The 21,537-nt window shown below is 68.4% G+C and carries 18 protein-coding genes; 10 read left to right on the top strand and 8 right to left on the bottom strand.

The window, feature by feature from the left end; translation table 11 throughout:
- Positions 1-48 precede the first annotated feature (48 nt).
- Entirely contained in the window at positions 49-1,014 is a 966-nt protein-coding gene (locus ACWFRF_RS10215) for an o-succinylbenzoate synthase (protein WP_379314156.1), read from the top strand.
- Positions 1,015-1,026: 12 nt separating this feature from the next.
- Here ACWFRF_RS10215 and ACWFRF_RS10220 read toward each other — a convergent pair whose 3' ends face one another.
- Both ACWFRF_RS10220 and ACWFRF_RS10225 read right to left on the bottom strand, forming a co-directional pair.
- Complete coding sequence (locus ACWFRF_RS10220) at positions 1,027-1,557, bottom strand: TIGR04338 family metallohydrolase (protein WP_387446098.1); 531 nt, start codon at positions 1,555-1,557, stop codon at positions 1,027-1,029.
- 84 nt (positions 1,558-1,641) lie between these two features.
- The gene (locus ACWFRF_RS10225; protein ID WP_452449897.1) at positions 1,642-2,442 is read right to left on the bottom strand and encodes a DUF2786 domain-containing protein; all 801 of its coding nucleotides are present in this window, start codon (positions 2,440-2,442) and stop codon (positions 1,642-1,644) included.
- A gap of 271 nt (positions 2,443-2,713) precedes the next feature.
- Here ACWFRF_RS10225 and ACWFRF_RS10230 point away from each other — a divergent pair, with 271 nt between their 5' ends.
- The 6 genes from ACWFRF_RS10230 to ACWFRF_RS10255 all read left to right on the top strand — a co-directional run bounded on the left by ACWFRF_RS10230 (position 2,714) and on the right by ACWFRF_RS10255 (position 9,348).
- Complete coding sequence (locus ACWFRF_RS10230) at positions 2,714-3,991, top strand: ABC transporter substrate-binding protein (protein ID WP_056823877.1); 1,278 nt, start codon at positions 2,714-2,716, stop codon at positions 3,989-3,991.
- 45 nt (positions 3,992-4,036) lie between these two features.
- Entirely contained in the window at positions 4,037-5,014 is a 978-nt protein-coding gene (locus ACWFRF_RS10235) for a carbohydrate ABC transporter permease (RefSeq protein ID WP_378989256.1), read from the top strand.
- An 11-nt stretch (positions 5,015-5,025) separates the two neighbouring features.
- Entirely contained in the window at positions 5,026-5,913 is an 888-nt protein-coding gene (locus tag ACWFRF_RS10240; RefSeq protein ID WP_378989257.1) for a carbohydrate ABC transporter permease, read from the top strand.
- Between the two features lie 97 nt (positions 5,914-6,010).
- Entirely contained in the window at positions 6,011-8,284 is a 2,274-nt protein-coding gene (locus tag ACWFRF_RS10245; protein ID WP_452449639.1) for a transglycosylase domain-containing protein, read from the top strand.
- A 177-nt stretch (positions 8,285-8,461) separates the two neighbouring features.
- Positions 8,462-8,917: a GyrI-like domain-containing protein gene (locus ACWFRF_RS10250; protein WP_358066940.1), complete on the top strand. Its 456-nt coding sequence runs from the start codon at positions 8,462-8,464 to the stop codon at positions 8,915-8,917.
- Positions 8,917-9,348 carry a GyrI-like domain-containing protein gene (locus ACWFRF_RS10255; RefSeq protein WP_452449641.1) on the top strand — a complete coding sequence of 144 codons (432 nt, stop codon included), beginning with the start codon at positions 8,917-8,919 and terminating at the stop codon, positions 9,346-9,348. Before ACWFRF_RS10250 ends, ACWFRF_RS10255 begins: the two co-directional genes overlap by 1 nt.
- Positions 9,349-9,407: 59 nt before the next feature.
- On the opposite strand, the gene ACWFRF_RS10260 is transcribed toward ACWFRF_RS10255, so the two are convergent.
- From ACWFRF_RS10260 to ACWFRF_RS10275, 4 genes are all read right to left on the bottom strand, one after another.
- Positions 9,408-10,517 carry an inositol-3-phosphate synthase gene (locus ACWFRF_RS10260; RefSeq protein ID WP_378989260.1) on the bottom strand — a complete coding sequence of 370 codons (1,110 nt, stop codon included), beginning with the start codon at positions 10,515-10,517 and terminating at the stop codon, positions 9,408-9,410.
- A complete protein-coding gene (locus ACWFRF_RS10265) occupies positions 10,510-11,067 on the bottom strand; it encodes a PadR family transcriptional regulator (RefSeq protein WP_056823890.1) in 558 nt (185 codons plus the stop codon). The genes ACWFRF_RS10260 and ACWFRF_RS10265 overlap by 8 nt, the downstream gene beginning before the upstream one ends.
- Before the next feature lie 148 nt (positions 11,068-11,215).
- The gene (locus ACWFRF_RS10270) at positions 11,216-11,992 is read right to left on the bottom strand and encodes a DUF1707 SHOCT-like domain-containing protein (protein ID WP_379312126.1); all 777 of its coding nucleotides are present in this window, start codon (positions 11,990-11,992) and stop codon (positions 11,216-11,218) included.
- 8 nt (positions 11,993-12,000) lie between these two features.
- A complete protein-coding gene (locus ACWFRF_RS10275; RefSeq protein ID WP_452449643.1) occupies positions 12,001-13,059 on the bottom strand; it encodes a DUF1707 SHOCT-like domain-containing protein in 1,059 nt (352 codons plus the stop codon).
- Positions 13,060-13,182: 123 nt separating this feature from the next.
- Here ACWFRF_RS10275 and ACWFRF_RS10280 point away from each other — a divergent pair, with 123 nt between their 5' ends.
- From ACWFRF_RS10280 to ACWFRF_RS10290, 3 genes are all read left to right on the top strand, one after another.
- A complete protein-coding gene (locus tag ACWFRF_RS10280; protein ID WP_170112103.1) occupies positions 13,183-13,599 on the top strand; it encodes a DUF5318 domain-containing protein in 417 nt (138 codons plus the stop codon).
- A gap of 942 nt (positions 13,600-14,541) precedes the next feature.
- A complete protein-coding gene (locus ACWFRF_RS10285; protein ID WP_449967011.1) occupies positions 14,542-16,722 on the top strand; it encodes a transglycosylase domain-containing protein in 2,181 nt (726 codons plus the stop codon).
- Between the two features lie 21 nt (positions 16,723-16,743).
- Complete coding sequence (locus ACWFRF_RS10290) at positions 16,744-18,483, top strand: glycosyltransferase family 87 protein (protein ID WP_452449645.1); 1,740 nt, start codon at positions 16,744-16,746, stop codon at positions 18,481-18,483.
- 23 nt (positions 18,484-18,506) lie between these two features.
- On the opposite strand, the gene ACWFRF_RS10295 is transcribed toward ACWFRF_RS10290, so the two are convergent.
- Both ACWFRF_RS10295 and ACWFRF_RS10300 read right to left on the bottom strand, forming a co-directional pair.
- A complete protein-coding gene (locus ACWFRF_RS10295; RefSeq protein WP_452449646.1) occupies positions 18,507-20,060 on the bottom strand; it encodes a TerD family protein in 1,554 nt (517 codons plus the stop codon).
- A gap of 20 nt (positions 20,061-20,080) precedes the next feature.
- Positions 20,081-21,436, bottom strand: a complete 1,356-nt coding sequence (locus tag ACWFRF_RS10300) for a TerD family protein (protein WP_378989264.1) — start codon at positions 21,434-21,436, stop codon at positions 20,081-20,083.
- Between the last annotated feature and the right edge of the window lie 101 nt (positions 21,437-21,537).

Raw genomic sequence — 21,537 nt, forward strand, 5'->3', positions numbered from 1 at the left:
GCGCCGCCGTTCGTCTCGACCCGCGTAGCGAGATCTACGATCGGTCGGGTGAGCACCGAACTGTTTGTTTATGCGATTCCGTTGCGGACACGGTTTCGGGGGATCACTGTGCGCGAGGGGATGTTGATCCGCGGCGAATTGGGGTGGGGCGAGTTCTGCCCGTTTCCCGAATACGACGATCGCGAAGCGGCCGGGTGGTTGGCGACCGCCGTCGAACAGGTGACAGTGGGGTGGCCGGCCCCGGTGCGTGATCGGATTCCGGTGAATTGCACTGTGCCCGCGGTGGATCCCACCCGAGCCCGCCGAATTGTTCGGGAATCCGGTTGCGCGACCGCGAAAGTGAAAGTGGCGGATCACCCCGACTCACTGGGCGAGGATGTGGCTCGGGTGGCCGCGGTGCGCGAAGCGATCGGGGAATCAGGGGCCGTTCGGATCGACGCGAACGCGGTGTGGGACGTGGAAACCGCCGTCCGGCATATCGGAGAGATCGACAAAGCCGCCGGGGGTTTGGAATACGTAGAACAGCCGTGCCGGACCGTGACGGAATTGGCCGAGGTGCGTCGGCGGGTTTCGGTGCCGATCGCGGCCGACGAGTCGATTCGCCGGGCCGAGGACCCGATGCGGGTGGCGGTGGCCGGCGCCGCTGACGTGGCGGTACTCAAGTGCACGCCGCTGGGTGGAGTCCGGCGGGCATTGGCGGTCGCCGGGGCGGCCGGGCTGCCGACCGTCGTCTCGTCGGCGCTCGAGACCAGCGTCGGCCTGTCGGCGCAGCTGGCGTTGGCGGGCGCGCTGCCCGAGCTCGAATTCGCCTGTGGATTGGGCACTCTCGCACTGTTCGAGGGCGATCTCGTCACTGCGTCGTTGCTGCCGGTCGACGGATGGTTGCCGGTCCCGGCCTCGCCACCGGAGCCCGACCCCACATTGCTGGACAAATACCGACACCCCGATCCCGACCGTGCCGACTGGTGGCTGCGACGCTACGAGCGAGTCAGCGCCTTGCTCGAGGACCGCTGAGCGAGCAAATCCCTAGCCGAACCGAACACCGCATCCGGCGAAAGTGGCCCGGATCAGCAATGCGGCTTCCGGGCCGATCACACCGTCCACCAATTCGATATAGCGGCTACAGAATTCGGGTCCGTGTGGTGCCTGCGCCGAATCGGGCGCCAGGTGGTGGGCGAGTTCATGCAGGACCACCAGTTCGCGAAGCGCCCATGCGGTGGAGCCGGTGTGCAGCGGGACGGCGAGGACTGCGCTCTCCGGCTCGTAGTGAGCGGCCGCAGCGCCACCCCGGGCCCGGACCCTGATCGATACCGTGGCTCGCTCCCATTGCGCGCGAACCCAATTCAGTGCCAGCACCTTGTCCGCATAGCTCTGTACCGACTCCACGGAGGCGAAGCGTCGCTCCACCGGCAACGTCAGTTGCGAACCGTAGACCTCGACCGTCCGGTGGCCGAACTCGTCGGCACGATCGAATACCCCACGCACCAACTGCTCACCGTCATAGACCTTGGCACGCTGGCTGTCGCGCTGCGGCCGTGGCGAACTACCTGGCGCCACAGCCCTGCCCGCCGCTCCCCACCGGGAACGCACCGCCGAGCGGGCCGCCGACGGCCCGGCGGAATGCCGACAGCCCGGTCGATCTCATCGGCCCGACAGCTTTCCGCGTGCGGCAGGCAGTTCCGGTGAGGTGCCGAGGCGGGCGGTACGGCCCGCTCGGTCGCCCGCGCGACGAGCCGCGGCGGAGTGCCCGGTGGAGGTCTGCGGCCCACGCCAGGTTCCGCGCGCCTCGGAGGTGGCCGTGTAGAAGTCCGTGAGGGCTACTTCTTTGTCCCGCAATGCCAGGGCGGTCCCCGTCGATTCGGCCACCGATTCCTCGGCGACGACTTCGGCTTTCACCTCGGCCAACCGCGCACCGATGCGGGCGGCGAAGGCCATCTGGAAGTTGAGCCGCGCGGTGACGCCCGCGACCGGCGCCTCCACCTTGCGGCGGACAGAACGGCCGAGACGCTTCTCGGTGACGACCTTGACCACTGTCGCCTCGCGGTAGGCGCCGGATTTGATGTAGTGGTCCGACGCGCGGACCATCTGGATGAGCAGACTCGCGTAGAGCGCTTCGCAGGTGTCGATGTCGGCGGCGAAGCCGTAGGCGTAGACCTGGGCGGAAGTACGGGCGACATCGCAGCGAACGTCGTTGGCCGTAGCGATCGCCACGAACAGCTGGACGTAGGTGCGCAGACCTTTTCGGCCCGGTTCGCCGATCGGGATGATCCGCTGCACCGGCGCCGACCTGCGCTCGCGCGAGGCCACATGTGAGCGCGCCACCGCGAGATCGATCGAGGATTTCGTTGCCAGTCGCTGCGCCGCGGCGAGGAATGCCTCGGCCTCGTGCGCGTTGTCGGTGGACTCGGCCTTGCGCAGCAAACCGCCGATGCGGGTGAGCATCCGATCGGGCGTAGCGGCCGGCGAGGGACTTGTCACAAGCAATGACCCTAAGCCACCACACTGACAGAAAAACTGTGCAAGTCTGTGCCCGTTCTCGGCAGCCTCGATCCGGACCGACCGAAGGGTGCGACGACGGAGTGCCCGTAGGAAGGGAAGATCGAGGCCTCCCAGGCCGAGAACACGCGGCGCCCGCGCCGCCGAGAATCCTGTATGTTGCCTGTTGCACCGCACGGTGTGCTGCTGCTCACGTCTTGACCCTGGAGTGTCTGCGATGGCCTTGAAGTTTGTCCCCAGAGCGACGATGGCTGCTGCCTCGATCGCGTTGCTCACCGCGACGTTCGCCAGCGGTTGTTCCAGTGACGACGGGGGCAACGCACTCGACCAGAACCTGACGGGCCGCGGCCCGATCACCTACGTCGAGGGCAAGGACACCACCGAAACCGGTGTGGTCAAGCAGCTCATCGACCGCTGGAACGCCGCGCACCCGAACGAGCAGGTGACGTTCAAGGAGCAGTCGGCCGACGGCACCCAGCAGCACGACGACCTAGCCGAGCACTTCCGCGCCAAGCAGGACGGCTACGACGTGGTCGCCCTCGACGTGCCGAACACCGCCGAATTCGCGGCCAAGGGCTGGATCCAGCCGCTCGAGGACAGCTTCGCGATCGACACCGCGCCGCTGCTCGCGCCGACCGTGGCCAGCGCCACCTACAACGGCAAGCTGTACGCGGCGCCGAAGAACACCAACGGCGGTCTGCTGTACTACCGCAAGGACCTGGTGCCCAACCCGCCCAAGACCTGGACCGAGATGCTCGGCCAGTGCCAGGTGGCCCGCGACAACAACATCGGCTGCTACGCCGGTCAGCTCGCCCCCTACGAGGGCCTGACCGTGAACACCTCCGAGGTCATCAACGCCTTCGGCGGCAGCTTCGTCGGCGCCGACGGCAAGACCCCCACCGTGAACAGCCCGGAGTCGAAGGCGGGCCTGAAGGTCCTCGTCGACGCCTACAAGAACGGTGACATCCCCAAGGAAGCCATCACCTTCAAGGAAGGCGAGAGCGCCAGCGCGTTCGAGTCGGGCAAGCTGCTGTTCCTGCGCAACTGGCCCTACCTCTTCGCCCAGGCCTCCGCCGAGGGCTCCGCGGTGAAGGACAAGTTCGGCGTCGCCCCGCTGCCGGGCAACACCGGCGTCGGCGCCTCCACCCTCGGCGGCTACAACGCCGCGATCAGCGCGTTCTCCAAGAACAAGGCCACCGCCGCCGACTTCGTTCGCTACCTGATCAGCGAAGAGGCGCAGCAGATCATCGCCTCGGGCTCGCTGCCCTCGGTGCGCTCCTCGCTCTACGACGACCCGGCCCTGATCGCGAAGATGCCGTACCTGCCCACGCTGAAGGAATCCATCGCCAGCGCCGTGCCGCGTCCGGTGACCCCGTTCTATCCCGCGGTGTCGAAGGCCATCCAGGACAACGCCTATGCTGCCCTTAACGGCACGAAGTCCGTCGACGACGCGGTCGCCGGCATGCAAAAGGGCATCGAGACCGCCGGTTCGTAGCGGTACGCGCAGCGGACCCGACCAGACCGTAGGAGAGTAGTAACGGTGTCGGATCCTTCGGGAGCCAAGCAGCGCGGGCTAGCGCTGCAACTGCGACAATCCGGCAAGGCGTGGCTGTTCGTCGCGCCCGTGCTTGTCGCGCTGGCCGTGGTCATCGGATATCCGGTGGTCGAGGCGATCTGGATGTCCTTCTCGAAGGACTCCGGCATCGACCCGGCCACCGGGATGTTCGTCGAGGGCGGCAGCGCCGGATTCAGCAACTACACGCATTGGCTGCTGCAGCAGTGTGGGTCGCTGAACGGCACGGTGTCGTGCCCCACCGGCACGCTCGGCTCGCAGTTCTGGTCGGCGGTCGGGATCACCCTGTTCTTCACCGTGGTGATGGTGTCGATCGAGGCCCTGCTCGGGCTCGGCATGGCCATGGTGATGGGCAAGACCTTCCGCGGCCGGGCGCTGTTGCGCGCCGCCGTGCTGATCCCGTGGGCGATTCCCACCGCGGTCACAGCGCGACTGTGGGAGTTCATGTTCCAGTACGACGGCGTGGTGAACCGGGTGCTCGGCACGCACATCCTGTGGACCTCGGACATGTGGGCGTCGCGGTTCGCGGTGATCGCGGCCGATGTGTGGAAGACGACGCCGTTCATGGCCCTGCTGATTCTGGCTGGGCTGCAAGTGATTCCGGCCGACGTGTACGAGGCGGCCAAAGTCGACGGCGCGACTGCCTGGCAGCGGTTCGTCCACATCACGCTGCCGTTGCTCAAGCCCGCGCTGCTGGTCGCGGTCCTGTTCCGCACCATGGACACGCTGCGCATCTACGACCTGCCCGCGATCATGACGCTGGGCAACCCGGCGACGAACACGCTGTCGATCCTGGTGGTCGAGCAGGTGCGCCAAGGGCCCAACAGCGCCGCGGCACTGTCGGTGATCACCTTCCTGCTCGTCTTCGCGATCGCGTTCATCCTGGTGAAGGTGCTGGGCGCCAACGCTGTTCGCACGCAAGAAGACCAGCGGAAGGCGAACTGATGAGCATGTCGATGACGAAAGAACCTGTCGCGGAATCGAAGACGCTGCCGGTGCAGCCGGTGTCGTGGCGCAAGCGGATCGGCACGGTGCGGCTCTATCTCGGTGTCGCCATCGTGCTGGTGTGGGGCCTCGGCCCGTTCTACTGGATGGCCGTGGTGGCGTTCCGCGACCCGGCCCACACCTTCGACAGCACCCCGTGGCCCACCCACGTGACGCTGGAGAACTTCCGCAACGCCTTCGACACCAGCCGCGGCAACAACTTCGGCAAGGCACTGCTCAACAGCGTGATCATCGGATCGGCGACCACCGCCGTGGCGCTGATCCTCGGCGTGCTCGCGGCCTACGCGCTGGCCCGGATGGCCTTCGCGGGCAAGTACCTGGTCTCGGGACTGATCCTGTCGGCGTCGATGTTCCCGGCCGTCGTGCTGGTGACGCCGCTGTTCCAGCTGTTCACCGATATCGGCTGGATCGGCCAGTACCAGGCGATGATCATCCCGAACATCTCCTTCGTGCTGCCGATGACGGTCTACATCCTGGCCTCGTTCTTCGCCGAACTGCCGTGGGAGCTCGAAGAGGCCGCGCGCATCGACGGCGCGAGCAAGTTCCAGGCCTTCCGGTTGATCATGCTGCCGCTGGCCGCCCCCGCGGTGTTCACCACCGCGATCCTGGCGTTCATCGCCTCGATCAACGAGTACCTGCTGGCCCGGTTGCTCTCGGGCGACGACACCAAGCCGGTGACGGTCGCCATCGCGAGCTTCTCGGGCAACGACCCGCTGGTGCAGCCGTATGCGGCCATCATGGCGGCGGGCGTGATCGTCACCGTGCCGCTGGTGATCATGGTGCTGATTTTCCAGCGTCGCATCATCTCCGGTCTCACCGCGGGCGGCGTCAAGAGCTGACCTGCCGGGTTCTGCCGCCCACGCCGGGTAGAGTCGCCTGCACCGATATCGACGTCGGTGCAGGTGAGTTCTTCTGCTCGCTCCGAAAGGAGATGGTGTGGCCTCCCAGCGCGGGCGCGGGCGTTCCGATGGGGACGTTCCGTATACCTCGATTGCCGGGTTCCGCGATCCGCTGGCGAAAGAGCAGAAGCCGGCCAAGGGCGCGGCGCGACGGGCACAGGCCGCCCGACTGGCCGCCACCGACGGGTCCGGCGACCCGCCCCCGGAACGCAAGCCACGCACCAGGGGTCAGCGCATCCGGCGGTTGCTGCTCGCGCTCTTCGTGATCTTCGTGTGTGTGCCCGCGCTGCTGTTCGTCGCGGTGTACTGGAGTTCGGAGATCCCCGAACCGGCGGAGGTCGCGGTCGAACAGCCCGCGACCGTCCTCGCCGCCGACGGCACCACCGTGCTGACCAAATTCATTCCGCCACAGGGCAATCGGATTCCCATCCCGCTCACCGATGTGCCGTTCCCGGTGCGGGACGCCGTGCTGGCGGCCGAAGACCGCACCTTCTATACGAACGCCGGTTACTCGACGAGCGGCTTCCTGCGCGCCGCTCGCGACAATGTGACGGGTCAGGACAACGCGGGCGGCGGCTCGACGATCACCCAGCAGTACGTGAAGAACGCCTTCCTGAGCTCCGAGCGCACCGTCACCCGCAAGATGCGGGAGTTGATCATCGCGGCCAAGATGGCGCGGCAGTGGAGCAAGGACGAGATCCTGTCCGCCTACCTCAACACCATCTACTTCGGGCGCGGGGCGTACGGGATCGCGTCCGCGGCGAAGGCCTATTTCGACAAGCCGGTGCCGGACCTGACGCTCGCGGAGGGGGCCGTCTTGGCGGCGGTGATCCGCTCGCCCTCGGTGCTGGACCCGGAGAACCATCTCGATCAGCTGCGGGCACGCTGGCAGTACGTGCTCGACGGGATGGTCGAGATGAAAGCGCTCGCGCCCGGCGACCGGGACGCGACGGTGTTCCCGCCGATCATCCCGCTCGACGACGTGCCCGCGGAGTCGGCCGCGCTCGGACCGGAAGGCCATATCCGCACCCAGGTGCTGCGCGAACTGCGGGCCGCGGGCCTCGACGACGCCGACATCAACACGGGCGCACTGCAGATCACCACCACCATCGACGCCGCGGCCCAGGCAGGCGCGGTCGATTCGGTGCGTGAGCGGCTGTCGTGGCAACCACCGGAGCTGCGCTCGGCCGTGGTGTCGATCGATCCGCGCAGCGGGGCCGTGCGGGCCTACTACGGCGGCGAGGACGGGACCGGGTTCGATTTCGCGCAGGCGCCGCTCCAAACCGGTTCCGCGTTCAAGGTTTTCGCGCTCGTCGCCGCCCAGCGGCAAGGCATCCCGGTGACGCGGGCGATGGACAGCTCGCCCATCACCGACCGCGGTACCGAGATCACCAACGTCGAGGGTGACTCGTGCGGACGCTGCTCGCTCGCCGAGGCGCTCAAACGCTCGCTGAACACCAGCTTCTACCGGCTCACCATGACGATGGCCGACGGCCCGCGCTCGATCGCCGAGGCCGCGCACCTGGCCGGCATCCCCGAGTACATTCCCGGCGTCGAGGGCATGAGCCTGTCGGAGCCGGACGGTTACCCGCTCAACGGGATCGTGCTCGGCCAGTACCTGGTGCGACCCATCGACATGGCGTCGGCGTACGCGACGTTGGCTGCCTCGGGGGTCTATCACCAGCCGTACTTCGTGCAGAAGGTGAGCACCGGGGACGGGCGGGTGCTGCTCGACCGCACCTGGGAAACCGCGACAGGCAAGCGACATTCGGAGCCTGAACAGCGGATCACCCCGGCGATCGCCGATGCCACCACCGCCGCGATGCTGCCGATCGCCAACTACTCCAACGGCCACGGCCTCGCCGACGGCAGGCAGTCGGCGAGCAAGACCGGAACCACCCAGCTCGGCGAGACCAAGGACAACAAGGACGCGTGGATGGTGGGGTACACGCCCTCGCTGTCCACCGCGGTGTGGGTGGGCACCGAGCACCCCCAGCCGCTGCGCACCGGTCGCGGTGGGGCTGTCTGGGGTTCAGGGCTGCCCGCCGACATCTGGAAGCAGTCGATGGACGCCGCGCTGGCCGGAACGCCGGTCGAACAGTTCGAAGTGCAGCCGGTGCCGAGCCCGCCGCTGGTGCCATCGCCGGGCACCGGACCGGCGCCGACACCGGGCGGCGGCTTCGACATCTTCGGTCCGCCGACGAACTCACCGCGCCCCGCGCCGCCGCCGCTGATCATCATCCCGCCCGCACCGACGCCCGTCGTCCCCGGTGAGCTGTTCCCCGGACTCGGCGGCGAAGGGCCGCGATAGATCACGAGTTGGCGCAGCCGGACCCGACTACCCTGAGGACATGGCAACATCGTTGCCCAGAGCGCGAACCGCCCGACCAGGGGTCGAATGATCCCGGCGCGGAACCTGTCGGACCGATACGGGAGGATGTGCGGTCGGTACCGACATGCGACGACACTAGACATAGGGGCTACGCAGGTGGATTTCAATGTCGTTGACCGTCCCGAGACGCTGATCGCGGGCACGGTGCTTCGCAGTCCGGCGCTCGCCGTCGAGGGGCCGCGCCGCGCCAAAGTGGTCGAGGCGTGGGCGAACCTGCGGGCGAGAACGTTACCGGGACCGGTCGCGACGGGGTATGTCGATTTCGCGCCGGAGATCAATTCCTACCTCACCCACATCGTCGGCTACGAGTGCAAGACTCTCGCCGACCTGGAGGTAGGCGACGTGCTCGGCCGGATTCCGGCCGGACGCTACGCGCGATTCGTGGCCAGCGGAGACAACCTCGGCGACACCATCGTCGGGCTCTGGCGCCAGGTGTGGGACGCGGAGGCCGCAGGTGAATTCGTGCGTGCCTATACCGGCGATTGCGAGCAGTATCCCGACGAACGCACGGTCGAGATCTTCGTGTCGCTGACCGAGGAGAAGGACAGCTGATGGCCGTGGATTTCGAAATCGTCACCCTCGCCGACGGTTTGATCGCGGGTCTCACCGTGCCGTTGGCCGGGCGTGAAGTGACCGCGCGCGATCTCGACCTGGTGAACTTCACCTGGGATCGGTACCTGTCGCGGGAGAAGTCGGTGCCTCGCGCGGCCGCCTATATCGGTCAGAACGATCATGCGGTGGCCGTGCTCGGCTACGAGGTCGGCGGCTTGGACGACATCGACGAAGGCGACGTGCTCACCCGCATTCCCGCGGGTCGCTACGCCAAGTTCGTGGTCGCGGACAAGCCCTACGATCTGCTGCGCACCGCGTGGGCGCAGGTGATCAAGGCCGAGAACGCCGGCACCATCACCCGCTCGCACACGGCCGAGCTGGAGCGCTACACCGGTCCGACCTCGGTCGAGGTGTACGTCTCCCTGGACTGAAGACGACAAGAGCCGGTGTGCACGAGAGTTCGTGCGCACCGGCTCTTTTCGTTCAGTGACTAATCGGCACCGATGATGAACGCCTCGAGCTGTGTGCGCGCCACATCGTCGGCGATCTGCACCGGCGGGGACTTCATCAGGTAGGCCGAGGCCGGGATGACGGGTCCGCCGATGCCGCGGTCCTTGGCGATCTTCGCCGCGCGGACAGCGTCGATGATGATGCCCGCCGAGTTCGGCGAGTCCCACACCTCGAGCTTGTACTCCAGGTTCAGCGGAGCATCGCCGAACGCACGACCCTCGAGGCGCACGTAGGCCCACTTGCGGTCGTCGAGCCACTCCACGTAGTCCGAGGGACCGATGTGGACGTTGCGGTCGTGGACCTTGCCCGCGAGCGCCCCGGTGAGGTTCGAGGTGACGGCCTGGGTCTTGGAGACCTTCTTCGACTCCAGACGCTCACGCTCGAGCATGTTCTTGAAGTCCATGTTGCCGCCGACATTGAGCTGGTAGGTGCGATCGAGCACCACGCCGCGGTCTTCGAACAGCTTGGCCATCACGCGGTGGGTGATGGTCGCGCCGACCTGCGACTTGATGTCGTCGCCGACGATCGGGACACCGGCGTCGACGAACTTCTGCGCCCAGACCGGGTCGGAGGCGATGAAGACCGGCAGCGCGTTGACGAAGGCGACGTTCGCGTCGATCGCGCACTGCGCGTAGAACTTGTCGGCCTCTTCGGAACCGACGGGCAGGTACGAGACCAGCACGTCGACCTCGGCGTCTTTGAGCGCCTTGACCACGTCGACCGCGGGCGCCTCGGACTGCTCGATGGTCTGCGCGTAGTACTTGCCGATGCCGTCGAGGGTCGGGCCACGCAGGACCGTCACGTCGGTCGGCGGCACGTCGGAGATCTTGATGGTGTTGTTCTCGCTGGCGAAGATGGCCTCGGCCAGGTCGAAGCCGACCTTCTTGGCGTCGACATCGAACGCGGCCACGAACTTCACGTCACGGACGTGGTAGCTACCGAACTTGACGTGCATGAGGCCGGGAACGACCTGGTTCTCGTCGGCATCCTTGTAGTACTGCACGCCCTGCACCAGCGACGATGCGCAGTTGCCCACACCGACGATCGCGACGCGAACTTCGCCGGATCCAACCTTGTTGACATCACTCATGGCCGCTCTTTCCCTCTTTCTGTGGTGCCGCCTTCGTCGATTGCTCCGCCGCAATCAACTCGTTGAGCCAGCGCACTTCGCGCTCGCTTGATTCCAATCCGAGCTGGTGGAGCTGCTTGGTGTAGCGATCCAGTGACCCGCTGGCCTTCTTGATCGCTTCCCGCAGACCCTCTCGGCGCTCCTCGACCTGACGACGTCTGCCCTCCAGAATCCGCATTCTCGCCTCGGCGGGAGTGCGGCTGAAGAAGGCAAGGTGAACGCCGAAGCCGTCATCGGTGTAGTTCTGCGGACCGGTGTCGGCAAGGAGTTCGGAGAACCGTTCCCGGCCGACCGGCGTGAGCCGGTAGACGCGGCGCGCACGGCGCGCGAGCGCGCCGTCCGGAAGCTCCTCGGCGATCAACCCGTCGGCCTGCATTCTGCGCAGCGTCGGGTAGAGCGAACCGTAGGAGAAGGCCCGGAACGCTCCGAGCAGGCCCGTCAACCGCTTGCGCAGCTCGTAACCGTGCATGGGCGCGTCGAGGAGCAGGCCGAGAATCGCCAATTCGAGCACTGCCGACCTCACTCCCTGACTATGTCGACCTGAAAGGCCGAACAGACCTAACCGTGGATGCGACTTCCAACTATATCGGAGCGATACATCTACGCACAGTCGAATGTGACGCATGCGTCATCGACGCAGGTCAGCGCGGAGACAGGAATCAGGGGGTCAGCGGACGGATCGCGCGCGGCTCGCCATCGAAGGCGAGTTCGAGACGGCCGGACTCGTCGTCGTCGTTCCTGACATAGACGGTGATCAGGGGCTCGGCATCCGCCTCCGCGCCCGGCGCGAACCCGATGCCGAGGTAGGCGACGCGACCGCGGGGCACCTCGGTCGTCTGCGGCGCGCCCGCGACGAGCGGGGCGAAGCGGGCCAGGTCGATCGCCGCGAGGTCGAACGCGGGGGTGCCTGCCGGGCGGGCGGCCGGGGTACCGCTGGAATCGAAATCGCCCCGGTAGACGTAGCTGTCCTGCTTGCCCGACGCCCCTACCCGCTCGAACGAGACGTACCCGGGATAGACCGTGGCCTCGTCGAGGGTGGTGGCACCGAACTCCGCGCGATATTCGGCGAGGAAATAGGCGAGGCCGTCGGCCGTGGTGAGGTCGGGCAGCGCTTCGTCGGCAGCGGCACGGCCGATCAGACCGGCGACCGCGCCGACGACACCTGCGGTCAGGATCGCGAGCACCGGAATCCACCAGCGTCGTGGGGTGCGGTCGGCGCCGCGCGTCGGCGTAGCGGCGGCGAACTCGTCGGTGAGCTGGAGGTCATCGATCAGCCGATCGAGAGAGGCGAAGGTTTCGGCACGCATCGCCTGTGCGGAGCGGGCGGCGTGTTCGTCGGCGGTGAGCTGGCCGTCGGCCGAGGCCGCGTCGATCACAGCGCACACGTCGGCGCGGTCGGCGTCGCGGGCGCGCAGCTGGTCGGGTTTCTTCGACATCGGCGCGACTACTTCTCTTCGTAGGGGTGGGCGCGGATCAACTCACCCGACAGGGTCGTCGTCAGGAAGCCGGATTGGGAGTGTTCGTTGCCCACGTGGATGGTGATGACCGGCCGCTTCGTGGTGGTGTCGGCGGCGATCGAGAAATGCTGGACCTTGCCGTCCGGGACGGACAGGGTGGTGGCCGCATCGGCCAGTGTCGCGGCCAGGGCGTCGGTGTTCACGGTGGCCAGGTCGATCGAGACAGTGGCGCGTGCGCGGACGGGCATCGCGCCGGTAGAGCGCTGGAAGCCGCCGTAATAGGTGTAGTCGGCCGAGAAAGACCCCTGGCCGGTGGCCTCGCGCGTGAGCCTGGCGTACTCGGGGTGGCAGGTGATCGCGTCGACGACGGCGTTGCCGAACTTCGCGTCGAGGCCGTCGCGGATGTGCAGGAATCCGGCGATGGTGGTCGGGGACGGGGTTGCCAGGACCAGCGGGGCGGCGGAGTTGTAGTGGGTTACCGGCGGGGGCTCGGCCCGGTCTCGCACCGTGACGACGAAGGCGGCGACAGCGGCGACCGACGCGAGGGCGATGACGACGAGTCGCCTGCGGTCGCGTCGGACGCGGGGCTTGGTCGGCGCGTCCGGGCGCTGGTGGAGTTCTGCCACCAAAGTGGACAAATCACCCAATGTTCGTGCTTCTGTGGCCAATTCGGCCAGTGCGGCGTGTTCGTCGGCGTCGAGTTGGCCGTCGGCGCGGGCGGTGTCGAGCGCTTCGATCGTCGCGGTGCGGTCGCTCGATCGGGCTCTCGTGTGGGCCGGGTACTCGGCGCGAGCCCGGCGACGCGGGCGCCGGGAGGGTGGATTCTCGCTGAAAACCGCAGGTGATTGCAGGTCGGCGGTGAGGCGGGCGAGGTCACCGACGGTGCGGGCGGTGCTCGCCGACGCGACGCGGTCGTGGTACTCCTGCGCGCCGAGTTGCCCCTCGGCGTAGGCCGCGTCAAGCACGGTCGACGCCTGTGCGCGATCGATGTCACGTGCGCGCAGCACCGAATCGACGGCTGCCCGTCGCTGCCCGGATTCAGCCATGGCCGTGGGTCACCTCACCTGCGAAAACACCCGGATGAACCCCGGTATCGGGAGTTTAGTCCGGGAGATCGGATCAAACGATGCCGTGGGCACGCGTATCCGAACCCCGCTACTCTGGTGATCGTGCGAATTCAGCGGCAGGTGGTGGACTATGCGCTCCGGCGCCGGTCGCTGCTGGCCGATGTCTACGCGGGGCGGGTCGGCGTCGCCGAGGTGTGCGACGCGAACCCGTATCTGCTCCGGGCCGCGAAGTTTCACGGCCGGGGTAGTGAGGCGACCTGCCCGATCTGCCGGAAAGAGCAGCTGACGTTGGTTTCGTGGGTGTTCGGCGATGGGCTCGGCCAAGCGGCCGGGTCGGCGCGGACGCCCGAGGAACTGATTCGGATGGCCGAGTCGAACGAAGAATTCTCGGTGCATGTCGTCGAGGTCTGTCGCTCGTGCAGCTGGAACCACCTGGTGCAGTCGTACGTGCTCGGCACGGCGCCCGCCCCCGCCCGGCGACGGACGAGTTCGCGAGCCCGGCGCTCTGCTGCCGAATGATGGCGTGTGGAGCGACGCGGCTGCGCAGTGACGGGCGGCCCGAACAAGTGATGGTGGCCACCGCGTGATGCGCCACTGTTCGGGGTGCACCCTCTCCGCGCCGGTACTCCGGCGCGGATGTCGTGTGCCCGAACCTTACAAGTTATGGAGATCTGGTCAGTGAGTTCGCCCTACGAGTCCTCCCCCCACGGCGATGATCCGCGCGGCGGCCGTCCGGCTCGGGGTGCGCAATCAGGTCTCCCCCCGCAGTCGGGTGATCGGCCCGGTGGTCCCCCGCCGCGTCGGCCGATGCCGCCCACCGGTCCGCGCCCGCAGGGTGCGCCCGGTGCTCCCGCGCAAGGCGGGCGCCCGCAGGGTGGCGGCCCGGTGCCTGGTGGACGCGGTCCGCAGGGACCGCCGCCGAATCGTCAGCAGGGGCCGCCGCCCGGTGGGATGCCGCCGCGTCGGCCGGGTCAGCCGCCCCAGCGTCCCGGTGGTCCGCAGGGCGGACCGCCTCCGCAGGGTGTGCCCGGTCAGGGCAGGCCGCCGCAGGGTAGGCCCCCGCAGCCGGGTCGGGCCGCGCCGCCCGCGGCGGGCGCCACACAGAAGTTGCCGCGTCCCGGCAGCCCCGACGAGTCGACCGTGCGGGCGAATCAGCCGGGGCGGACCGTGCGCGGCGCGAACGACGACGTAGCCAGGACGGCTCGCGCGGGCGGTGCCGCCGCGGCCACACGGGCCGGCGCTGGTCGGCGCCCCGGTGGGCCCACCACCGGTGAACGTCGCGCCACCACGCCGGGTGGTCCCACCACCGGTGAACGTCGCGCCGCCGGCGTGGGCGGCACCCCGCCGCCGACCGGTCCGCGCAACCGCCGCGACGGTGGCGGGGGCGACGACGGCTCCGGTAGTGATGGTGCGGTGAAGAAATCGCCGTGGCGGATCGTGCGCCGGACACTCTATGTCCTGATGGCCCTGGCCATCGTCGTGCCGAGCGCGGTGTTCCTGGTCGCCTACACGGCGGTGTCGGTGCCCAAGCCGGGCGATCTCGAGACCAACCAGGTGGCGACGATCTTCGCCAGCGACGGCTCCACCGAGATCAGCAAGGTGGTCCCGCCGCAGGGCAACCGCACCGAGGTCTCGATCGATCAGATCCCGCCGCATGTGCGCAATGCCGTGATCGCCGCCGAGGACCGCGACTTCTACACCAACCCCGGCTTCTCGGTCTCGGGCTTCGCCCGCGCCGCCCGCGACAACGTCCTCGGCAAGGAAAGCGCCGGTGGTGGTTCCACGATCACCCAGCAGTACGTGAAGAACGCGCTGGTCGGTGACGAGCGGTCGATGACGCGCAAGATGCACGAGCTGGTGATCTCGGCCAAGATGGCGCGGCAGTGGAGCAAGGAAGACATCCTCGCCGCCTACCTGAACACCATCTACTTCGGTCGTGGCGCGTACGGCATCGACGCCGCGTCCAAGGCCTACTTCGGCAAGCCGGTGCAGGAGCTGACCGTGGCCGAGGGCGCTGTGCTGGCCGCGACCATCCAGCTGCCCTCGATGCTGGATCCGGAGAAGAACCCCGAGGGCGCCAAGACCCGCTGGAGTTACGTGCTCGACGGCATGGTCGCGGAGAACAACCTGCCCGCGACGGAACGTCAGGGGATGCAGTACCCACAGGTGGTGTCGCTGGCTTCGCTCGGCGACAAGAACAACGACGAGGGCCCGAACGGTCTGGTGAAGAACCAGGTGCTCCAGGAGCTCTCGACCGCGGGCATCAGCGAGCAGCAGCTGAACACCGAGGGCTTGCAGATCACCACCACGATCGATCAGAAGGCGCAGGACGCCGCGATCAAGGCCGCACAGGGCAAGCTCGACGGTGAGCCGGAGAACCTGCGCACCGCGGTGGTCTCCGTCGACCCGCGCACCGGTGCGGTGCGCGCCTACTACGGCGGCAACGACGGGCAGGGCTACGACTTCGCCAATGCCGGTCTGCCGACGGGCTCCTCGTTCAAGGCGATCGGTCTGGCCGCGAATCTCGAACAGGGCGTCCCGCTTTCGCAGCTCTACGACAGCTCGCCGATCACCGTCAACGGCATCAAGATCGGCAACGTCGAGGGTGAGGGCTGTGGCATGTGCACCATCGCCGAGGCGCTCAAGCGTTCGCTGAACACCAGCTTCTACCGCATGCAGCTGGACATGCAGAACGGTCCGCAGAAGATCGCCGATATGGGCCACAAGCTCGGTATCGCGACGGAGCTGCCCGGCGTCGGCGCCACGCTGACCGAGCCCGGCGGCGTCGGCCCCAACAACGGCATCGTGCTCGGCCAGTACCAGTCGCGCCCGCTCGACATGGCCTCGGCGTACGCCACCTTCGCGGCCTCGGGCGTCTACCACGCACCGCATTTCGTGCAGAAGGTCGTCACCGCCAAGGGTGAGGTGCTGCTCGATCGTGGCGAGCCCGCCGGTGAGCAGCGGATCAGCGCGGCCGTGGCCGACAACGTCACCGCGGCGATGAAGCCGATCGCGGCCTACTCGCGCAACCACAACCTGGCCGGCGGCCGTGAATCCGCCGCCAAGACCGGTACCCACCAGCTCGGCGACACCGGCAACAACCGGGACGCCTGGATGGTCGGCTACACCCCGTCGCTGTCGACCGCGGTGTGGGTCGGTACCGAGCAGGGCGACGCGCTCAAGAACTACGGCGGCGGCAGCATCTACGGTTCCGGTCTGCCTTCCGACATCTGGAAGGCGACGATGGACGGCGCGCTGTCGGGCACGTCGAACGAGTCGTTCCCCAAGCCCGCCCCGATCAAGGGCCAGGCCGGTGTGCCGGAATGGTCGGCGCCCTACACCGCGCCGTCGACCACCGCGCCCGCGATCGTGCCGCCGGTGATCGTGCCCTCGCAGGTCGAGATCCTGCCCGGCATCCGGATTCCGGTGCCCGGGGTGCAGCAGCAGCCCGCGGTGCCGCAGTCGCAGTCCACGCCCGAGACCGGTGCGGGCCCGCTGCCCGGCCAGCCGACGGCGGGGCCGGACGGCGCGCCCGCGACCCCCGGAAACGGCAACGGCGGGTCGAACAGACCGGGTAATGGCGCCAACGGCAACGACAACGAGAGCAGCGGCGCGGGAACCACGCCGACCCGATCCCGGTAACCACCGGTAGCCTCGGATGTCGTGACCGATCAGCAACTCGCGGACCAGCCGGCGTCGAGTGGTACCCGGCCGGGCCGCGAGGCGGGGTACGTGGCGCCCGCCCGGCTGGCGCCCGACCTGCGCTCGATCGATGCCCGCGACCGGCCGAGCCGCAACGACTCGCTGACCGCGCAGCTGTCCACCGTGGTCGGCGGCCCGGTCGGCGATCACGCGCTGATCGGGCGGGTGCGGTTCTGGACGCCGCTGCGGGTGATGTTCGCCTTCACGGTGATCTTCCTGGCGCTGGGCTGGTCGGCGAAGGCCGGCTGCATCCAGCAGACCAGCGATGGCGACGGCGGTCTGATGCTGGACTGGAACAACGGCCGCCAGTACGTGGCCATGTGCTACTCCGACACCGTTCCGCTCTACGGTGCCGAACGGCTCAACGAGGGCGCGTTCCCGTACAAGAAGTCCTGGACCGAATCGACGCCCGACGGCGGCACCGAGACCAGATACATGGAGTATCCGGTGCTGTCGGGCCTGTACCAGTACGCGGCGATGCAGATCGGCAACGTCTGGGATCACCTGCCGTTGCCCGGCGCGATGTCGGTGGTGGTGTATTTCAACGTGGTCGCACTCGGCCTTTCGGTCGGCTGGCTGATCACCGTCTGGGCCTCGTCGCGATTAGCCGGGCGACGGGTGTGGGATGCCGCGCTGATCGCGGTGTCGCCGTTGGTGATCGTGCACATGTTCACGAATTTCGATGCGCTGGCAACGGCTTTCGCGGCTACCGGGCTGTTGGCGTGGGCGCGGCGTAAGCCGGTGCTCGCGGGCATCCTGCTCGGACTGGGCGGGGCGGCGAAGTTGTATCCGCTGTTGCTACTCGGGCCGATCGTGGTGCTGTGTCTGCGAGTGGATCCGATGCAGCGTCAGCCCGCCGCGCGGGCCGGGCTGCGGTTGCGCGATGTCGACAGTCTCGATTCCGCCCGCACCTGGTTGCGTGAAACGCCCGCGAGGACACATCTTTTCGCATTGCGGCCACTGGGCGCGGCAACCCTCACGGTCATCGCCGCGGTGGGCACCTGGGCGGCCGTGAATCTGCCGATCGCGGCGCTGTACCCGCAGGGTTGGCGAGAGTTCTTCCGGCTCAACACCACTCGCCACGCCGACCCCGATTCGATCTACAACGTGATCACCTCGTTCACCGGCTGGACCGGCTTCGACGGGCCGATCGGACACGGTGTACCCCCGACCGTCCTGAACACGGTCTCGCTGCTGGCCTTCGTCGCCGCCTGCGCGGGCATCGCCTACCTGGCACTCACCGCGCCACGACGGCCGCGCCTGACCCAGCTGTGCTTCCTCGTCGTCGCGGCCTTCCTGCTGACGAACAAGGTGTGGAGCCCGCAGTACTCGCTGTGGCTGGTGCCGCTGGCGGTCCTCGCGCTGCCGCATCGACGAATCCTGCTGGCCTGGATGACGATCGACGCACTGGTCTGGGTGCCGCGCATGTACTACTACCTCGGCGAGGACAACAAGGGCCTGCCCGAACAGTGGTTCACCGGCACCGTCGTCCTGCGCGACCTGGCAGTCCTCGGCCTGTGCGCGCTGATCGTCTACGAGATCCTGCGCCCCCAGAACGACGTGGTCCGCCGCGACTTCGTCGACGACCCGGCGGGCGGGGTCCTCGACCGAGCCCTCGACCCGCTACTCCCCTGGCTCCCGGAATTCCTGCGCCCGAAACAGGCCACGATCAGCGCCCGACCGATATCGGTGCTGAACTGATCCGAGCGGGCGGAGGTGCGGGTCTACATCCGCAGGTAGCGGGCCTGGAGTTCGGGTTCGGCGGGGAGCATGTCGAGGTCTAGCTCCCAGGCGTTGCCGGTCCAGGGGTCGAACAGGGGGGTGCCGGGCAGCGTGGGGAGGTGCCTGCACGACTGGGCGAGGAGATCTACCGGGCCGTCGCCGAATTCGCCGCCGCCGCTGCCGACGATGACCAGGGACAAGCCGATCAGGTCGCCGCGGACCATCAGTTGGCCCAGGCGCACCACGTCGCTGCCCTGGTAGCCGTGGGGGAAGTCGGCGGCGACGAGGATGCGGTGTTCGGTCGGGGGTACGGCTTGTCCGCTGTTGTAGGCGATGTCGGCCAGCTCGGCCGCGTGGGCGAGCTCGGCGAGGCGGGCGGAGATGTCGCCGTGATCGGCGATCACCGGGCCCGCCAACAGCGGGGCGAGCGGGGCGGCCAAGGTGCGCAGGCCGCCGGTGAGGTCGATCAGGTCGACCTTGGTCGGCTTGTCGGGGATCGCGGCGACGAGCCGGGCCACCAGGGCGCCGATCACGCGCGCGGCCGCGGCGGTGGATTCGGTGTCGACCCACAGCGGCCGGTTCAGCGGCACCGGAACGCAATACGGCACCCGCAGGCCACCGCGGTCGAGCGCGTACAGCTCGCCGAGCCGGATGCCGTCGCTGCGGGCGGCGCGGGTGGTCCACGCGGGAGCGAGCCAGGAGGCCAGCGCGGCGGGCATGGCGGCGTCGGCTTCGGCGATCTCGAGGCCGAGTTGGTCACTGTCGCGGCGATGATCGGCGTCGGCGAGGGCAACCAGGTCGTCGTGGCGACGTTGCGCTTGCGCGCGGGCCGCGTCGGCGGCGGGGGTGTTGCGGGTCGCCGGATTCGACACCGCTTCGGAGAGTTCCTGATCCAGGCGTTTGGTCGCGTAGTCGCGAGCCGAGACCAGGGCGGCGGCCGAGCGAGCGGCGTCTTCGAAGATCATCCACATGCGTTGCAGACCGTGCTCGACTTCGAGTGGAATGCCCGATGTGGGTGCGGGTCTCGCGACCGTCTCGGTGGGAGCGCTCGGCGGCGCGAGCGGCGCCGCCTGCCAGGCCTGCGCGGGGGCGGGCTCGGGTGTGCTCACCCCGTGCGCGGTGAGCAGCTGAGCCGAGCCGCCGGCGTACCCCTGACCGAGCGCCCGCAACTTCCAGCCACCACCGCGCCGATACACCTCGAGGCAGATCAGCGCACTCTCACCGGCGGTCGGCGAGATGACGAATTCCGCGGCGGCACTACCGTTTTCGTGCAGCGACGCCGTCACCGTACCGAGCGCGTGCCCGCCCGTGACGAACAGCAGCACAGCATGCGCGTCGGACCTGATCTGCGACAGCGTCAGCTCCACCGCCGCCCCCGCGAAGCTCACGCCGGAGGCCGAGGGCCGCGACGCGCACACGTGATCGTGCACGTCGCGAACCCGCAGATCCTCGCCGACCACCAGCGCCCCGAGTTCGACGGCGCCGGTGGTCTGCGCGGTGAAGCGCACGGAATCAGCGGTCAGCGCAGTGTTCTGCCCTGCCTTCAGGTGAATCACGGTGTCTGCCCTGTCTTGGTTCAATTACCGCCGAGGAATCGGCCCAGCTGCGGCACCGCTTCACCGGGGTGCTTGGCATTGAAGCCCTCGCCGAGCGCCTGCATCTTCCAGTCGCCGCCGACGCGGTACACCTTCGCCATCGCCATCGCGGTGAACGGCATTCCGCCCGCGAGGGTGTAGCGGGCCAGCTCGCCGTTGGTGGCGCCGTCGATCAGGCGGCTGAAGGCGTTCTGCACCTGTTCGAAGGAGTGACCCTTGTACGAGGTGACGATGAACAGCAGCGTGGTGATGTGCGCCGGGATCCGGGTGAGGTCGACGAGGATCATCTCGTCGTCGCCGTCGCCCTCACCGGTGAGGTTGTCACCCTGGTGGCGCACCGACCCGTCCTTCGACGACAGCTGGCCGTAGTAGGCCACGTCGACGAGGTTCTGGTCGGCGAACAGGCAGACCGAGGCGTCGAGGTCGATGTCGACGGTGCGGTTGCCGAACATCCCGCGCGTGCGCACCGGGTCCCAGCCGAGGCCCATCTTCACGAAGGTCAGCGCGGCGCCGCCCTCCTTGCGCAGCGTGACCCGCTGCCCCTTCTGCAAGCTGACCGGGCGATCCTTGCTCAAACTGATCTCACCTGCGGGCTGCTGCGGCGCACCCTGCGCGGGCGGCGGGTAACCCTGTCCGGGCGGCGGCGGGTAGCCGCCACCGGGCGGCTGCTGGGCCGGGCCGGGCGGCGGCGGGTAGCCACCGCCGGGCGGCGCGTAGGCGGGCGCGGCCTGCTGCGGGTAGCTGGGCGCGGACTGCGGCGGGTAGGCGGGCGGGGCCTGCTGCGGCGGAGGCGGCGGGGGCGCGGCCTGCTGCGGGGCGGCCTGGGCGGGTGAATCATCCACCTGCACACCGTGATCGGTGACCAGCGCGGCGAAACCACCGGCGTAACCCTGGCCGACCGCGCGCACCTTCCAGCTGCCCTGTCGGCGGTACAGCTCGAGCGCGATCACGATCGACTCGGCGTTCAGGCCGTCGATCTGGTAGCTGAACAGCTGGTTTCCCGAAGCATCGGAGACCAGCGCGGTGGGCGGCGCGAAGCGGCCGAAATTGCTGGTCGCGTCGTCGAGGGTGATCACCGCGCGGATCTGATCGATGTCGGCGGGCACCGCGGACAGCGAAACAGCAAGTGAGGCAGGCTGACCCGTCGGCCCGGGCCGCAGATCGACACCCGGCCCACTCGGCTGGTTGTAGAAGACGAAATCAGCGTCGGTGCGGACCTTGCCCTGCTCGGTCACGAGCAGCGCGGACAGGTCGGCCGGTGCGGTGACCTGGAGCGAGATCACCACGTCACTGACGGCCAACGGGCCGTTCTGGCCCTTGGCGAGTGTTGCAGACAAGTTAGACCCTTCGCTTGTCGTTTGGTGGGTGTTCCACGGCAGTGCTTGCCACTCTACGAGAAACCGGCCGCACGCGTCCGTGCTCTGTGGCCCGGGCGTAC

The sequence above is a fragment of the Nocardia sp. NPDC055165 genome, assembly GCF_053606985.1.

Bases quoted from the DNA above. Each gene is read 5' to 3' on its own strand.
- ACWFRF_RS10225 (WP_452449897.1), bottom strand. From the start codon at position 2,442: ATGCTCACCCGCATCGGCGGTTTGCTGCGCAAGGCCGAGTCCACCGAC.
- ACWFRF_RS10230 (WP_056823877.1), top strand. From the start codon at position 2,714: ATGGCCTTGAAGTTTGTCCCCAGAGCGACGATGGCTGCTGCCTCGATC.
- ACWFRF_RS10240 (WP_378989257.1), top strand. From the start codon at position 5,026: ATGACGAAAGAACCTGTCGCGGAATCGAAGACGCTGCCGGTGCAGCCG.
- ACWFRF_RS10255 (WP_452449641.1), top strand. From the start codon at position 8,917: ATGGCCGTGGATTTCGAAATCGTCACCCTCGCCGACGGTTTGATCGCG.
- ACWFRF_RS10260 (WP_378989260.1), bottom strand. From the start codon at position 10,517: ATGAGTGATGTCAACAAGGTTGGATCCGGCGAAGTTCGCGTCGCGATC.
- ACWFRF_RS10270 (WP_379312126.1), bottom strand. From the start codon at position 11,992: ATGTCGAAGAAACCCGACCAGCTGCGCGCCCGCGACGCCGACCGCGCC.
- ACWFRF_RS10275 (WP_452449643.1), bottom strand. From the start codon at position 13,059: ATGGCTGAATCCGGGCAGCGACGGGCAGCCGTCGATTCGGTGCTGCGC.
- ACWFRF_RS10285 (WP_449967011.1), top strand. From the start codon at position 14,542: ATGGCCCTGGCCATCGTCGTGCCGAGCGCGGTGTTCCTGGTCGCCTAC.